Raw genomic sequence first — 14,857 nt, 5'->3', positions numbered from 1 at the left:
TGGAGTAATTATGGAAAGTCGTTTACTTGAAATCATTGCCTGCCCGGTCTGTAACGGCAAGCTCTACTATAACCAGGAAAAGCAAGAGCTTATCTGCAAGCCTGATGGCCTGGCATACCCGCTGCGTGATGACATTCCAGTTCTGCTGGAAAGTGAAGCCCGGACGCTGACTTCAGACGAGACCAACCCATGAGTTTTGTCGCCATTATTCCCGCTCGCTATGCGTCCACGCGTCTGCCGGGTAAGCCTTTAAAAGAGATTAACGGCAAAGCAATGGTGCTGCATGTTCTGGACCGCGCGCGCGAATCAGGTGCTGAGCGTATCATTGTCGCGACCGATCACCCGGAAGTTGCACGAGTCGTCGAAGCTGCGGGAGGAGAAGTCTGCCTGACCAGCCCCGATCATCAGTCCGGCACTGAACGCCTGGCAGAAGTTATTGAGAAATGTGGCTTCAGCGACGACACGGTGATCGTGAACGTGCAGGGCGATGAGCCAATGATCCCGCCGGTGATTATTCAGCAGGTTGCTAACAACGTCGCGAACAGCAAAGCTGGCATGGCGACCCTCGCAGTACCCATTGAATCTGCGGAAGAAGCGTTTAATCCGAATGCGGTAAAAGTGGTCATGGATGCGCAGGGCTACGCGCTTTATTTCTCACGCGCCACAATTCCGTGGGATCGCGAGCGTTTTGCCGCTTCACGTGAAGAGATTGGCGATACCTTCCTGCGTCATATAGGTATCTATGGCTACCGCGCTGGTTTCATCCGTCGCTACGTCAGCTGGGCACCGAGCCAGCTTGAACAAATCGAAATGCTTGAACAGCTGCGCGTCTTGTGGAACGGCGAAAAAATACATGTTGCCGTGGCGAAGGCCATCCCAAGTATTGGTGTGGATACGCCCGAAGATCTTGAACGCGTCCGTCTCGCAATGCGCTAATTCACCTTCAGTGTGAACAATCAAACCGGCTAACCAGGCCGGTTTTTCTTTTTCTGAAACCCAATTGATCTGGAGTGGTGACAACTTCGCCTGGTGCGCTCATTATTAAATCAACAGTATTACCAGGGGAAATCGGTATGGAATTGCTGCGTAAGGAGCTAAGTCACCTGCTGGGTGAGAAGTTAAGCCGTATTGAGTGCATTAGCGAACATGCGGAAACTGCACTTTGGTCGCTCTATGACAGCGGCGGCCACGCAATGCCGCTGCTCGCCAAAAGCTTTACCTCGCCGGGCCTGGCGACTCAGTTGGCCTGGAAAATGTCGATGCTGGCGCGTTCAGGCACCGTCCGCATGCCGGTGGTCTACGGCGTGTTGACTCACGAAGAACATCCTGGCCCGGACGTTTTACTGATGGAGCGCCTGCGAGGGGTTCCCGGTGAAGCACCAACCCGAACGCCTAACCGCTGGGAGCAGCTCAAAGACCAGATTGTTGAGGGGCTCTTAGCCTGGCATCGCGTGGACAGCAGCGGCTGTGTGGGAAACGTCGACAGCACTCAGGAAAACATCTGGCCGCACTGGTACCGCCAGCGAATCGAAGTGCTCTGGACTACGCTCAATCAGTATCAGAACACCGGGTTAACCATGCAGGATAAACGTATTCTGTTTCGTACCCGAGAATGTCTGCCGCGTATGTTCGAAGACTTCAGCGATAACTGCGTGCTTATTCACGGCAATTTTTCCCTTCGCAGCATGCTCAAGGATTCTCGTAGCGATCAATTGCTGGCGATGGTTAACCCCGGGGTAATGCTTTGGGCGCCGCGAGAATATGAGCTGTTTCGCCTGGCAGAGCCAGGTCAGGCCGAAAGCCTGCTTTGGCACTATTTGCAGCGCGCCCCGGTTGCCGAATCTTTCCTCTGGCGGCGCTGGCTATATGTGCTGTGGGATGAGGTAGCACACCTGCTGCAAACCGGCCGACTGAACCGGCCGGTGTTTGACAACGCCTCTAAGTCATTGCTGCCCTGGCTCTCCTGAAGGGCCTTTCAGCCACTGCCACAGGCGCCCGAGGGTTTCATAGCCCACGCGCTCGCTGTGCATCAGCCATACCGGGTCGGGGATAGCCTTTTCCCACGGACTCAGCGGAGAGGTTATCGCCAACTGGTTAGCTGGGGCAGGGAGAGGATGCAGCCCGGCCCGGGTGAAGAAGATCATCGCCCGTGGCAGGTGAGAAGCTGACGTCACCAGAATAAACGGCTGCTGGCCTATCAGCTTCGCGACGGCATGGGCTTCCTCTTCTGTGTCTTTTGGTGTGTCCAGCGTAATGATGTCGTCTCTGGCAACGCCGAGGCTTTCCGCAACCCTGGCACCAGCTTCTGCGGTACTGACGGGGTTGGTCATTGCTCTGGCTCCGGTAAAGATAAGTTTTGCCCCCGGATTGAGCTGTTTCAGACGAATCGCTTCGGCGAGTCGCGGTAAACTGTTGTCGATCAGATTTGAGCTGGGGGCCCAGTCCGGGTTCCAGGTATAACCGCCGCCCAGCACAACGATGTAGCGGGCGTTGTCTCCGTGTTGGCGAGTGGCGTAGGTGTCTTCGATAGGCTTTAGCATCCAGTCTGCGACGGGCTGCAGGCTAATCAGAAAAAGCACCAGCCAGCTGGCCGTGAGTAACCCTTTGGCCGTTTTTTGCCAGCGGGTAAACCACAGCAGTGCCAGAGCCACGCCCATGGTTAACAGCAGGAATGGCAGGGGAAGCAGCAGCCCGCCAATGATTTTTTTCAGTATAAAAAGCATGAAATTCGGATCCTTTTTAACCATCCAGCAGGTAAACCCCCGTGATATTACACCAGATGGGTTCATTCTCGTCCCGCCTGTGCCAAAATAGCGGTTTTGTCAGATGACCTCTTTTGCCACGGAGCTGTACCCATGGGTGACCGCAATTTTGACGATATTGCCGAGAAGTTTTCGCACAATATCTATGGCACAACCAAAGGCCAGTTGCGGCAGGCGATTCTCTGGCAGGATCTGGATGCTTTTCTGGCGACACAGCCCGCAACCTTAAAGGTGTTGGACGCCGGAGGTGGGGAGGGGCAAACGGCCACCCGTTTTGCTGAGCGAGGGCATGAGGTCGTGCTTTGCGATGTGTCCGCCGAAATGATTGCGCGTGCAAAAATGCTCGCTCAGGAGAAAGGTGTGAGCGACAACATGCATTTTGTACAATCTGCCGCTCAGGATATGGCTCAACATTTGGAAAGCCCGGTTGATCTGATATTGTTTCATGCGGTGCTTGAGTGGGTCACCGATCCTCAGGCCGTGCTAAAAGCACTTTGGGATTGTTTGCGTCCCGGCGGCACTTTGTCGCTAATGTTCTACAATGCAAACGGCCTGCTGATGCGAAACATGTTTGTCGGAAACTTCGAATATGTACTGCAGGGGATGAAAAAAAATAAGCGCAAAACCCTTTCGCCCGACAATCCGCTGCAGCCAGAACAGGTTTATCACTGGCTGGAGCAAATTGGCTGGCAAATTACCGGTAAAACCGGCGTGCGGGTGTTTCACGATTACCTGCGAGATAAACACAAACAACGAGATGGTTTTGACGATTTGCTGACGCTGGAGACGCGTTATTGTCGGCAGGAGCCGTTTATCAGTCTCGGCCGCTATATTCACGTAACCGCGTTTAAGCCGCAGAGCCAAGGATAAATTATGAGTGATTTTTCCCAGACAGTGCCTGAACTGGTTGCCTGGGCCAGGAAAAATGATTTTTCGATCTCGCTACCGACGGAGCGCCTGACGTTTTTGCTGGCCGTGGCCACCTTAAACGGCGAGCGCCTTGATGGCGAGCTGAGCGAGGGAGAACTGATTGATGCGTTTCGTCACGTCAGCGATGGTTTTGAACAAACGAGCGAAACCATCAGCGTGCGCGCGAACAACGCCATCAACGATATGGTCCGTCAGCGTTTGCTCAATCGTTTTGTCAGCGAGCTAACCGAAGGCAATGCCATTTATCGCCTGACGCCTCTGGGGATTGGCATCACTGACTACTACATTCGCCAGCGTGAGTTTTCCACGCTGCGTCTGTCTATGCAGCTTTCTATCGTTGCGGGCGAGCTTAAGCGCGCCGCTGATGCGGCCGATGAAGATGGCGATGAATTTCACTGGCACCGCAATGTTTATGCGCCGCTCAAATATTCCGTGGCGGAGATTTTCGACAGTATCGATCTTACCCAGCGCATTATGGACGAGCAGCAGCAGCAGGTAAAAGATGACATTGCCCAACTGCTGAACAAAGACTGGCGGGCGGCGATTTCAAGCTGTGAACTGCTGTTGTCAGAGACATCCGGCACGCTACGTGAACTGCAGGATACGCTCGAAGCCGCGGGGGATAAGCTGCAGGCCAACCTGTTGCGCGTTCAGGACTCAACCCTGGGGCGCGACGATCTTCACTTTGTAGACCGCCTTGTGTTCGACCTGCAAAGCAAACTCGACCGCATTATCAGCTGGGGCCAGCAGGCCATTGACCTGTGGATTGGCTACGACCGCCACGTGCATAAATTTATCCGTACCGCTATCGATATGGATAAAAACCGCGTCTTTGCTCAGCGTCTGCGCCAGTCGGTGCAAAGCTACTTCGATGCGCCATGGGCGCTGACCTACTCCAGCGCCGATCGCCTGCTGGATATGCGTGACGAAGAGATGGCACTGCGGGATGAAGAGGTCACCGGCGAGTTGCCAAGTGAACTCGAGTTTGAAGAATTTAACGAAATTCGTGAACAACTGGCGGCGCTGATTGAAGCGGCGCTGCAGGTCTACAAAACCCAACAAGCTCCTCTTGATTTGGGCGTTGTGGTACGTGACTACCTCGTGCAATACCCGCGCGCGCGTCACTTCGACGTGGCGCGTATTGTTGTAGACCAGGCGGTGCGTCTGGGCGTAGCGGAAGCGGATTTCACAGGATTGCCGGCTAAGTGGCAAACCATTAACGATTACGGAGCCAAGGTACAGGCGCATGTCATCAACAAATATTGAACAAGTGATGCCGGTTAAACTGGCACAGGCGCTGGCTAACCCTCTTTTTCCTGCGCTCGACAGCCAGCTGCGCGCCGGGCGTCATATTGGCCTCGAAGAGTTGGACAACCACGCCTTCTTGATGGATTTCCAGGAATATCTGGAAGAGTTTTACGCGCGCTATAACGTGGAACTCATCCGTGCGCCAGAAGGATTTTTCTATCTGCGTCCACGTTCCACCACGCTAATCCCTCGTTCTGTGCTCTCCGAGCTGGATATGATGGTGGGCAAAATTCTGTGCTACCTCTATCTCAGCCCGGAACGTCTGGCCAACGAAGGGATCTTCACCCAGCAGGAGCTTTATGACGAGCTGCTAACGCTGGCGGATGAAAACAAGCTGCTGAAGCTGGTGAACAACCGCTCCACCGGGTCCGACCTTGACCGACAAAAGCTGCAGGAGAAAGTTCGTGCTTCACTGACTCGCCTGCGCCGTCTCGGCATGATCTGGTTTATGGGCCACGACAGCAGTAAATTCCGCATCACCGAATCGGTCTTCCGCTTCGGCGCCGATGTGCGCACCGGCGATGACCCGCGCGAAGCTCAGCTGCGCATGATTCGCGACGGCGAAGCCATGGCGGTCGAAAGTCGCCTGCAGCTCAATGATGAGAGCGATGAGCCACAACCAGGACTGGATAACGCGGAGGATGAACAAGAATGATTGAACGCGGAAAATTTCGCTCGCTGACGCTGGTTAACTGGAACGGTTTCTTCGCGCGTACCTTCGATCTCGATGAGCTGGTCACCACGCTTTCCGGGGGCAACGGGGCGGGTAAGTCCACCACTATGGCGGCTTTCGTCACGGCGCTTATCCCGGACTTAACCTTGCTGCACTTCCGCAACACCACGGAGGCGGGGGCCACCTCAGGCTCTCGCGATAAAGGTCTTCACGGCAAGCTGAAAGCCGGCGTGTGTTACTCCACGCTGGACGTCATCAACTCGCGCCATCAGCGCGTTGTAGTGGGGGTTCGTCTGCAGCAGGTCGCCGGGCGCGACCGTAAAGTCGATATTAAACCCTTTGCAATTCAGGGCTTGCCAACCTCGATTCAGCCGACACAGTTACTGACTGAAACGCTGAATGAACGTCAGGCTCGCGTACTCAGCCTGCAGGAGCTTAAGGATAAAGTTGAAGCCATTGAAGGCGTGCAGTTCAAACAGTTCAACTCCATTACCGACTACCACTCGCTGATGTTCGATCTGGGCATTGTTGCCCGTCGTTTGCGCAGCGCCGCAGACCGTAGCAAATACTATCGCCTGATTGAAGCCTCGCTGTACGGCGGTATTTCCAGCGCGATCACCCGTTCCCTGCGTGATTACCTGCTGCCGGAAAACGGCGGCGTGCGTAAAGCCTTCCAGGACATGGAAGCGGCGCTGCGTGAAAACCGCATGACGCTGGAAGCGATTCGCGTCACCCAGTCCGACCGTGATTTGTTTAAGCACTTAATCTCGGAAGCGACTGACTATGTGGCGGCAGACTACATGCGCCACGCCAACGAACGACGTATTCACCTGGATAAAGCGCTGGAATTTCGTCGCGAACTGTTGATTAGCCGCCAGCAGTTGGCCGCCGAACAATATAAGCACGTTGATATGGCGCGCGAGCTGGGTGAACACAGCGGTGCGGAAGGCGATCTGGAAACGGATTACCAGGCCGCAAGCGATCACCTGAACCTGGTGCAAACGGCGATTCGCCAGCAGGAAAAGATCAAGCGCTACGAAGCTGACCTCGACGAGCTGCAAATTCGTCTTGAAGAGCAAAATGAGATCGTTGCCGAAGCGCACGAGCAGCAGGAAGAAAACGAGGCCCGGGCCGAAGCCGCCGAGCTGGAAGTGGATGAGCTGAAGAGTCAGCTTGCCGATTATCAGCAGGCGCTGGACGTGCAGCAGACCCGTGCGATTCAGTATCAGCAGGCGCTTCAGGCGCTGGAGCGTGCTCGTGAGCTTTGCCATCTGCCGGATTTAACCGCCGACAGCGCTGATGAATGGCTGGACACTTTCAAAGCGAAAGAGATCGAAGCAACCGACAAGCTGTTGTCTCTTGAACAGAAAATGAGCGTGGCTCAGGCGGCGCATAGCCAGTTCGAACATGCTTACCAACTGGTAACGGCGATCAGTGGCCCGGTGAGCCGCAGCGAAGCCTGGGACACCGCGCGTGAATTACTGCGCGACAGTAGCAACCAGCGCCATCTGGCCGAACAGGTCCAGCCGCTGCGTATGCGTCTCAACGAGCTGGAACAGCGCCTGCGAGAACAGCAGGAAGCTGAGCGCTTGCTCGCTGACTTCTGTAAACGCCAGGGCAAACAGTTCGATCCGGAAGAGCTTGAAGCGCTGCATGAGGAGCTGGAAGAGCGCATCGGCGCGCTGCAGCAAACCGTAGCCGAAGCAAGCGAGCAGCGCATGGCGCTGCGTCAGGAACTGGAACAAATTCAGGCCAGCATCAAAACGCTGAACCTGCGCGCGCCAAGATGGATTGCGGCGCAAACCAGCCTGACTCAGCTGTGCGAGCAAAGCGGCGAGCAGTTCGAAGCCAGCCAGCAGGTGACTGAGTACATGCAGCAACTGCTGGAGCGCGAGCGCGAATCCACCGTTGAGCGTGACGAAGTCGGGGCGCGTAAACGTGCCGTAGATGACGAAATTGAACGCCTCAGCCAGCCTGGCGGTGCCGAAGACCCGCGCCTCAACGCGCTGGCCGAACGTTTTGGCGGCGTGCTGCTGTCTGAAATTTATGACGATATCGGTCTCGAAGATGCACCGTACTTCTCCGCGCTGTATGGTCCATCCCGTCACGCCATCGTGGTGCCCGATCTTTCTTTAGTACGCGAACAGCTGGAAAATCTGGAAGATTGCCCGGAAGACCTGTACCTGATTGAAGGGGACCCGTCTTCGTTCGATGACAGCGTGTTTACCGTTGAAGAGATGGGTACGGCGGTACTCGTCAAAACCGCTGAACGTCAGTGGCGCTATTCGCGTCTGCCGGAGCTGCCGCTGTTTGGCCGTGCCGCGCGTGAAAACCGCCTTGAAGCGTTGCATAACGAACGTGAGTCACTGGCCGAGCGCTTCGCCACGCTTTCTTTCGATGTGCAGAAAAACCAGCGCCTGCACCAGTCGTTTAGCCGCTTTATCGGCCAGCATCTGGGCGTGGCGTTTGAAGACGATCCTGAGGCGGAAATTCGCCACCTCAACAGCCGTCGCGGCGAGATTGAGCGGGCGATCAACAACCACGAAAATGACAATCAGCAGCAGCGCCAGCAGTTTGAGCAGGCAAAAGAGGGCGTGGCCCAGCTTAACCGCCTGTTGCCGCGCATTAGCCTGCTGAATGACGAAACGCTGGCCGATCGCTGCGATGAAATCCAGGAGCTCCTGGATGAAGCCGAAGAATCCGCTCGCTTTATTCACCAGCACGGCAACCAGTTAATCAAACTGGAAGGCGTTGCCAGCGTGCTGCAGAGCGACCCTGAACAGTTCGAGCAGCTTAAAGACGACTACGCTCACGCGCAGCAAATACAGCGTGATGCCCGTCAGCGCGCGTTTGCGCTGACCGAAGTCGTGCAGCGTCGCGCCCACTTCAGCTACAGCGATTCTGCCGCTATGCTGGACGGCAACAGCGACCTGAATGAGAAGCTGCGCCAGCGTCTGGAACAGGCTGAAGTGGAGCGGACGCGTTCCCGTGAAGCGCTGCGCCAGCATGCCCAGCAGTTGGGTCAGTACAACCAGCTTCTGGCGTCGCTGAAAAGTTCGTTTGATACCAAAAAAGAGCTGCTGACGGATCTGCATAAAGAACTGCAGGATATCGGCGTCCGCGCAGATACCGGGGCGGAGGAAAGAGCACGTGTGCGCCGCGATGAGCTGCATACTGCGCTCAGCAACAACCGCTCGCGCCGTAATCAGCTTGAGAAGCAGCTGACTTACTGCGAAGCGGAGATGAACAACCTGACCCGCAAGCTGAAGCAGCTGGAGCGTAGTTACTTTGAAATGCGCGAGCAGGTTGTGACGGCGAAAGCAGGCTGGTGCGCCGTCATGCGTATGGTGAAAGACAACGGCGTTGAGCGCCGCCTGCATCGTCGTGAGCTGGCTTATCTCTCCGGGGACGATCTGCGCTCCATGTCGGATAAGGCGTTGGGTGCACTGCGCCTGGCGGTGGCCGACAACGAACATCTGCGTGACGTACTTCGTCTGTCGGAAGATCCTAAGCGCCCTGAACGTAAGATCCAGTTCTTCGTCGCGGTTTATCAGCATCTGCGCGAGCGTATTCGCCAGGACATCATTCGTACCGACGATCCGGTTGAAGCCATCGAACAGATGGAAATTGAACTGAGTCGCCTGACGGAAGAGCTGACTTCACGCGAGCAGAAACTGGCGATCAGCTCCCGCAGCGTGGCGAATATTATTCGCAAGACGATTCAGCGCGAGCAGAACCGTATTCGCATGCTCAACCAGGGCCTGCAAAGCGTCTCCTTCGGCCAGGTGAAGAGCGTTCGTCTGAACGTCAACGTGCGCGAGGCTCACGCAACGCTGCTGAACGTACTTTCCGAGCAGCATGAGCAGCATCAGGATCTGTTCAACAGCAATCGCCTGACCTTCTCCGAAGCGCTGGCGAAGCTTTATCAGCGCCTTAACCCGCAGATCGACATGGGCCAGCGCACGCCGCAGACCATCGGCGAAGAGCTGCTGGATTACCGTAACTACCTGGAAATGGAAGTTGAGGTAAACCGTGGTTCAGACGGCTGGCTGCGTGCAGAGAGCGGGGCGTTGTCCACCGGGGAAGCTATCGGGACCGGGATGTCTATCCTGGTGATGGTTGTTCAGAGCTGGGAAGATGAGTCGCAGCGCCTGCGTGGGAAAGACATTTCCCCTTGCCGCCTGCTGTTCCTTGACGAAGCGGCGCGACTGGATGCCAAGTCCATCGCCACGCTGTTTGAGCTGTGTGAACGTCTGGAAATGCAATTAATTATTGCGGCTCCAGAAAACATCAGCCCGGAAAAAGGCACCACCTATAAGCTGGTGCGTAAGGTCTTCCAGAACAGCGAGCACGTTCACGTTGTTGGCCTGCGTGGCTTTGCAGCCCCGGCGCTGCCAGAGCCGCAGCAGGGTTCGGAAACGGCTGACGCCTCGTAAACCAGCGCTACTGGATGCGATATTATCAAGCGGGCTAAGGCCCGCTTTTTCTTTGTCGCGAACAGTCTTAATCTTTAATTTTCTTTACATTTTGTCAGGCAAATGGTTTTTACTGTTTATATACTAGTGGTGAATACTTCCCGCCTTTGACGGTGAGCACAGTAATAAACAGGGGGCAAGGGATGTTGCTTAGAAAAGCTAAAGATTTTCGATTATCGGCAGTCGGTTACTGCCTGGCGCTCAGTTTCGCTCCGCTGTTTGTGGCCCAGGCCGACGAGCCTGCCGTCGTTCCCTCCGACAGTTCTGCTTTCCAGACCGATCGGCCCACGGAACTCAATCAGCCTTTGGCGCAGTCTACGGCGACGGCCACGATGGCCGGAACTTTGCCAACAAACACCTCCACGATGTCGGCGGCACAAAGCCGGTCGCAGCTTATTGCGGGCCTGCCTGCGGGCTACACGCCGGTTTATCTCAACGCCCTGTCGGCCTTCTATGCTGCGCGTGACATGAAGCCGATGTGGGAAAACCGCGATGCGGCTAAGGCCTTTCAGCAACAGCTGGCGGAAGTGGCCATTGCCGGAATACAGCCGCAGTTTAACCAGTGGGTTGAGCTGTTGACCGATCCCGCAGTGACCGGTATGGCACGCGATGTGGTGCTTTCCGACGCCATGATGGGTTACCTGCAGTTCGTTTCGGGCATCCCGATTGACGGCAATCGCTGGCTTTATAGCAGCACGCCTTACAAGTTAAAAACGCCGCCCCTGTCGGTGATTAACCAGTGGCAGGTCGCCGTTGATCAGGGCTCTCTGGTGAACTTTATCGACAGCCTTGCGCCTCAGCATCCGCAGTATGCCCAGCTGCATCAGTCGCTGATTCATCTGTTGGCTGATACCCGTCCGTGGCCGCAGATGGCCGGCAAAGAGACATTAAGGCCAGGGCAGTGGAGCAACGACGTGGGGGCGCTGAGAGAAATTCTTGCCCGAACCGGCATGCTTCAGGACAAGCCATCGGGGGTGACCAGCGTGGCTGATGTCACCGTAAGCCCGTCCGCGATTAACGTCGAGGATGCGTCTCCTCAGGCTGGCAAGAAAAAATCTCAGGTTGCCGCCCGCGGCGTTTATAGCCGAGACCTGGTCGATGGCGTGAAACGCTTCCAGCAATGGCAAGGGTTAGGCTCGGACGGTGCGATTGGCCAACTGACGCGCGACTGGCTTAACGTCACGCCTCAGCAGCGTGCAGCCCTGGTAGCATTGAATATTCAACGTTTACGCCTGCTGCCGGATAAACTTGAGACCGGCATTATGGTGAACATTCCTAACTATTCGCTGGTGTATTACCTTAACGGGAACGAGGCGCTGGCTTCTCGCGTTATCGTTGGGCGCCCGGATCGTAAAACCCCGATGATGAGCAGCGCGCTGAACAACGTTGTGGTTAACCCACCGTGGAACGTGCCGCCAACGCTGGCGCGAAAAGATATTTTGCCAAAGGTTCGCCAGAATCCGGGTTACCTGGAACAGCACGGCTATAGCGTGATTCGCGGCTGGAGCAACAATGCGGAGATGATCGATCCGTGGCGCGTAGACTGGTCGACGATCACCGAGAATAATCTGCCGTTCCGCTTCCAGCAGAAGCCCGGCACGCAGAACTCGCTTGGACGCTACAAGTTTAATATGCCGAGTTCTGACGCCATCTACCTGCATGACACGCCCAATCATAACCTCTTCCAGAAGGATGCAAGGGCGCTGAGTTCAGGCTGTGTACGCGTCAACAAGGCGTCTGAGCTGGCAAATATGCTATTGCAGGATGCCGGATGGAATGATTCCCGTATATCCAGTACCTTGCAGGAAGGGAACACTAAATACGTCAATATCCGGCATAACATTCCGGTTAATCTCTACTATCTGACCGCATTTGTCGGAAAAGATGGCCGCACCGAATTTCGTACAGATATTTACAATTATGATCTCACCGCGCGATCTGGCGCACAAAACCTCGCAAAAGCCGGGTTATTAATCCGCTAAACGCAACATTTCTAATGAATTAGTGGTCGTATAAAATGTAAAACGCAGCCGGGCCCTCTGCAGGGCCCGCCGTTGCTGGGTTTTATCGTGCCTTGACTCCCCGGATTCGGGCAGCTATGGTGCGATGGCTGTGCGCAAAAGTGCATATTAAACCATCATTTTATTACCTGTAGACCTGGATATCATGGACAAATTTGACGCTAATCGCCGCAAGCTACTGGCTTTGGGGGGCGTGGCTTTCGGTGCCGCTCTCATGCCTTTGCCGTCGTTTGCCACCCTCTCGACACCACGCCCGCGTATTTTGACTCTCAATAACCTGCATACTGGAGAGTCACTGAAAGCTGAGTTTTTTGATGGCAGAGGCTATATTCAGGATGAATTAGCAAGGCTTAATCATTTCTTCCGGGACTACCGGGCGAACAAGATTAAATCCATCGATCCTTCCCTGTTCGACCAACTCTATCGCCTGCAGGGGCTTTTGGGGACTAACAAACCGGTCCAGCTGGTTTCCGGCTACCGTTCCATCGACACCAATAATGAACTCCGTGCTCACAGCCGAGGCGTGGCGAAAAAAAGCTACCACACCAAAGGCCAGGCGATGGATTTCCATATTGAAGGCGTTTCGTTAAGCAATATTCGCAAAGCAGCATTATCTATGCAGGCAGGTGGTGTAGGATACTACCCCAGCAGCGACTTTGTGCATATTGATACCGGGCCGGTAAGGCACTGGTAAAACAACGGAATCCGGCTTTGTTGTCGGTAATGGAGCAGCATGAACTATCACATTATTCCGGTCACGGCTTTTGCCCAGAACTGTTCTCTTATCTGGTGCGAGGAAACGCAGCAGGCAGCGCTGGTGGATCCCGGCGGCGATGCGGCGCGCATTAAGCAAGAAGTGGCGCAAAAAGGCGTGCAGATTAGCCAAATTCTGTTGACGCATGGTCATCTCGATCACGTTGGCGCGGCGGCTGAGCTGGCGGCACATTACGGCGTGCCCGTTGTGGGGCCGGAAAAAGAAGATGAGTTCTGGCTGCAGGGACTGCCGCAGCAAAGCCGGATGTTTGGCCTCGACGAGTGTCAGCCTTTGACGCCGGACCGCTGGTTAAACGAAGGGGAATGTGTTTCCGTAGGGAATGTAACTTTACAGGTGTTGCATTGTCCGGGGCATACGCCTGGCCATATCGTTTTCTTCGATGCGGCCTCTCGTTTACTGGTTTCGGGCGATGTTATCTTTAAAGGCGGAGTGGGGCGCAGCGATTTCCCGCGTGGTGACCATGCGGCGTTGATTGATTCGATCAAACGTAAGCTGCTGCCGCTGGGGGATGATGTGACCTTTATTCCCGGCCACGGCCCAATGTCTACGCTGGGTTACGAGCGCCTGCATAATCCGTTTTTGCAGGATGAGCAGCCGGTCTGGTAAAACGGGTTTCAAATAAAAAAAGAGCCGCTTATGCGGCTCTTTTGCTATGCGTGGCTATTACAGCACGGCAACGATGGCTTCGCACAGCGGCGCCATGTTATCCGGCGTCATGCCCGCCACGTTAACACGGCCAGATGCGACGGCGTAAACGCCGAACTCTTCACGCAGGCGGAGAACCTGTTCTTTGGTCAGGCCGCTGAACGAGAACATCCCGTTCTGGTTAATGATGAAGCTGAAGTCGCGGTTGGCGCCTTTCTCCTGCAGGGTATTCACAAACAGCTGACGCATGCGGTGAATACGCTGACGCATATCGGTCAACTCTTGTTCCCACATGGTACGCAGCGCATCGTTGCTCAGAATAGTCGCCACAACGGAGGCACCGTGTGCCGGTGGGTTGGAGTAGTTGGCACGAATAACCGATTTCACCTGGCTGAATGAACGGTCAGCGGTGTCGGCATCGGCGGCAACCAGTGTGAAAGCACCCACGCGTTCGTTATACAAACCGAAGTTCTTGGAGTAGGAGCTGGCCACCAGCAGTTCTTTGTGGCCGGCAGCGAAAAGACGCAGGCCTTCGGCATCTTCTTCCAGACCACGAGCAAAGCCCTGGTAAGCAAAGTCAAACAGCGGCAGCCAGCCTTTGGCCAGCGACATCTCCGCCAGCGTTTTCCACTGTTCGGCGGTAGGATCGATCCCGGTTGGGTTATGGCAGCAGCCGTGGAACAGCACCACGTCACCGGCTTCCGCCGCCTGCAGGCTGGCCATCAGGCCATCAAAGTCCAGGCTGTGATTTTCCGCATCGTAATAGGCGTACTCTTTCACTTCCAGGCCAGCGGCGTTAAACACGCTTTTGTGGTTAGGCCAGCTTGGGTTACTCACCCAGACGCGTTTTGCTGAGGTGTTTTTCGCCAGGAAATCAGCGGCAACGCGCAGCGCACCGGTCCCGCCTGGGGTTTGCGCCGTACGGGCGCGTTTGTCGGCAATAAGCGCGTTGTTTTTGCCGAACAGCAGCTCTTGCGTGCAGCGGCCAAACTCTGGAATACCATCAATGCCCAGATAGTTTTTGGTGGTCTCATTTTCCAGCAGATAAAGTTCAGCTTTCTTCACGCTGGTCAGGACAGGGGTTTTACCGGTCTCGTCCTTATAGACCCCGATGCCGAGGTTAATTTTGGTTGGACGGTCGTCGGCGCGAAACAGGTCAGCCAGACCAAGTATAGGATCGGCAGGGGCAGCGGTAATGTTCTCAAACATGACGGGTTCCATTAGTGATATCGGGGGAAATCGCTTTCAGGTTAACTGCTGTTTTACGA

At 55.4% G+C, this 14,857-nt stretch carries 12 protein-coding genes; 10 read left to right on the top strand and 2 right to left on the bottom strand.

Annotation, left to right across the window (positions count from 1 at the left end; translation table 11 throughout):
- The first annotated feature begins 10 nt into the window (after window positions 1–10).
- From ACREYP_RS15195 to ACREYP_RS15185, 3 genes are all read left to right on the top strand, one after another.
- Complete coding sequence (locus ACREYP_RS15195; protein ID WP_336817848.1) at window positions 11–193, top strand: Trm112 family protein; 183 nt, start codon at window positions 11–13, stop codon at window positions 191–193.
- Window positions 190–936, top strand: a complete 747-nt coding sequence (gene kdsB, locus ACREYP_RS15190; RefSeq protein ID WP_008461192.1) for a 3-deoxy-manno-octulosonate cytidylyltransferase — start codon at window positions 190–192, stop codon at window positions 934–936. Before ACREYP_RS15195 ends, kdsB begins: the two co-directional genes overlap by 4 nt.
- Window positions 937–1,073: 137 nt before the next feature.
- Window positions 1,074–1,967, top strand: a complete 894-nt coding sequence (locus ACREYP_RS15185) for a YcbJ family phosphotransferase (protein ID WP_336817847.1) — start codon at window positions 1,074–1,076, stop codon at window positions 1,965–1,967.
- On the opposite strand, the gene elyC is transcribed toward ACREYP_RS15185, so the two are convergent.
- The gene (gene elyC / locus ACREYP_RS15180) at window positions 1,944–2,723 is read right to left on the bottom strand and encodes an envelope biogenesis factor ElyC (RefSeq protein ID WP_336817846.1); all 780 of its coding nucleotides are present in this window, start codon (window positions 2,721–2,723) and stop codon (window positions 1,944–1,946) included. The two genes, ACREYP_RS15185 and elyC, sit on opposite strands and share 24 nt — an antisense overlap.
- A gap of 132 nt (window positions 2,724–2,855) precedes the next feature.
- Here elyC and cmoM point away from each other — a divergent pair, with 132 nt between their 5' ends.
- From cmoM to ACREYP_RS15145, 7 genes are all read left to right on the top strand, one after another.
- Window positions 2,856–3,632, top strand: coding sequence for a tRNA uridine 5-oxyacetic acid(34) methyltransferase CmoM (gene cmoM / locus ACREYP_RS15175; RefSeq protein ID WP_039301582.1), 777 nt, complete (start codon window positions 2,856–2,858; stop codon window positions 3,630–3,632).
- A 3-nt stretch (window positions 3,633–3,635) separates the two neighbouring features.
- Window positions 3,636–4,958: a chromosome partition protein MukF gene (gene mukF, locus ACREYP_RS15170; RefSeq protein WP_008461196.1), complete on the top strand. Its 1,323-nt coding sequence runs from the start codon at window positions 3,636–3,638 to the stop codon at window positions 4,956–4,958.
- On the top strand, window positions 4,939–5,655 hold the full coding sequence (gene mukE, locus ACREYP_RS15165) for a chromosome partition protein MukE (RefSeq protein ID WP_008461197.1): 717 nt from the start codon (window positions 4,939–4,941) through the stop codon (window positions 5,653–5,655). Before mukF ends, mukE begins: the two co-directional genes overlap by 20 nt.
- Window positions 5,652–10,109, top strand: a complete 4,458-nt coding sequence (mukB, locus tag ACREYP_RS15160) for a chromosome partition protein MukB (protein ID WP_336817845.1) — start codon at window positions 5,652–5,654, stop codon at window positions 10,107–10,109. Before mukE ends, mukB begins: the two co-directional genes overlap by 4 nt.
- Window positions 10,110–10,291: 182 nt before the next feature.
- Complete coding sequence (ldtD, locus tag ACREYP_RS15155; protein ID WP_336817844.1) at window positions 10,292–12,130, top strand: L,D-transpeptidase; 1,839 nt, start codon at window positions 10,292–10,294, stop codon at window positions 12,128–12,130.
- Window positions 12,131–12,314: 184 nt separating this feature from the next.
- Window positions 12,315–12,863: a peptidoglycan L,D-endopeptidase MepK gene (gene mepK / locus ACREYP_RS15150; protein WP_336817843.1), complete on the top strand. Its 549-nt coding sequence runs from the start codon at window positions 12,315–12,317 to the stop codon at window positions 12,861–12,863.
- A gap of 39 nt (window positions 12,864–12,902) precedes the next feature.
- Window positions 12,903–13,550, top strand: a complete 648-nt coding sequence (locus ACREYP_RS15145) for an MBL fold metallo-hydrolase (protein ID WP_008461206.1) — start codon at window positions 12,903–12,905, stop codon at window positions 13,548–13,550.
- A gap of 57 nt (window positions 13,551–13,607) precedes the next feature.
- On the opposite strand, the gene ACREYP_RS15140 is transcribed toward ACREYP_RS15145, so the two are convergent.
- Window positions 13,608–14,798 (bottom strand): amino acid aminotransferase, encoded by a 1,191-nt coding sequence (locus ACREYP_RS15140; protein WP_336817842.1) that lies wholly within the window; start codon window positions 14,796–14,798, stop codon window positions 13,608–13,610.
- Between the last annotated feature and the right edge of the window lie 59 nt (window positions 14,799–14,857).

This window comes from Enterobacter sp. TMH.L2, assembly GCF_050847315.1.
Taxonomy (GTDB): domain Bacteria; phylum Pseudomonadota; class Gammaproteobacteria; order Enterobacterales; family Enterobacteriaceae; genus Cedecea.
Note: the sequence above shows the minus strand (reverse complement) of the source record. Positions and strands in the feature narration are given on the sequence as shown.

What these genes read in the sequence shown, in the direction of transcription:
- cmoM (WP_039301582.1), top strand. Translation starts at nt 2,856, where the DNA reads ATGGGTGACCGCAATTTTGACGATATTGCCGAGAAGTTTTCGCACAAT.
- kdsB (WP_008461192.1), top strand. Translation starts at nt 190, where the DNA reads ATGAGTTTTGTCGCCATTATTCCCGCTCGCTATGCGTCCACGCGTCTG.
- elyC (WP_336817846.1), bottom strand. Translation starts at nt 2,723, where the DNA reads ATGCTTTTTATACTGAAAAAAATCATTGGCGGGCTGCTGCTTCCCCTG.
- ACREYP_RS15195 (WP_336817848.1), top strand. Translation starts at nt 11, where the DNA reads ATGGAAAGTCGTTTACTTGAAATCATTGCCTGCCCGGTCTGTAACGGC.
- ACREYP_RS15145 (WP_008461206.1), top strand. Translation starts at nt 12,903, where the DNA reads ATGAACTATCACATTATTCCGGTCACGGCTTTTGCCCAGAACTGTTCT.
- ACREYP_RS15140 (WP_336817842.1), bottom strand. Translation starts at nt 14,798, where the DNA reads ATGTTTGAGAACATTACCGCTGCCCCTGCCGATCCTATACTTGGTCTG.
- mukB (WP_336817845.1), top strand. Translation starts at nt 5,652, where the DNA reads ATGATTGAACGCGGAAAATTTCGCTCGCTGACGCTGGTTAACTGGAAC.
- mukE (WP_008461197.1), top strand. Translation starts at nt 4,939, where the DNA reads ATGTCATCAACAAATATTGAACAAGTGATGCCGGTTAAACTGGCACAG.
- mepK (WP_336817843.1), top strand. Translation starts at nt 12,315, where the DNA reads ATGGACAAATTTGACGCTAATCGCCGCAAGCTACTGGCTTTGGGGGGC.
- ACREYP_RS15185 (WP_336817847.1), top strand. Translation starts at nt 1,074, where the DNA reads ATGGAATTGCTGCGTAAGGAGCTAAGTCACCTGCTGGGTGAGAAGTTA.
- ldtD (WP_336817844.1), top strand. Translation starts at nt 10,292, where the DNA reads ATGTTGCTTAGAAAAGCTAAAGATTTTCGATTATCGGCAGTCGGTTAC.
- mukF (WP_008461196.1), top strand. Translation starts at nt 3,636, where the DNA reads ATGAGTGATTTTTCCCAGACAGTGCCTGAACTGGTTGCCTGGGCCAGG.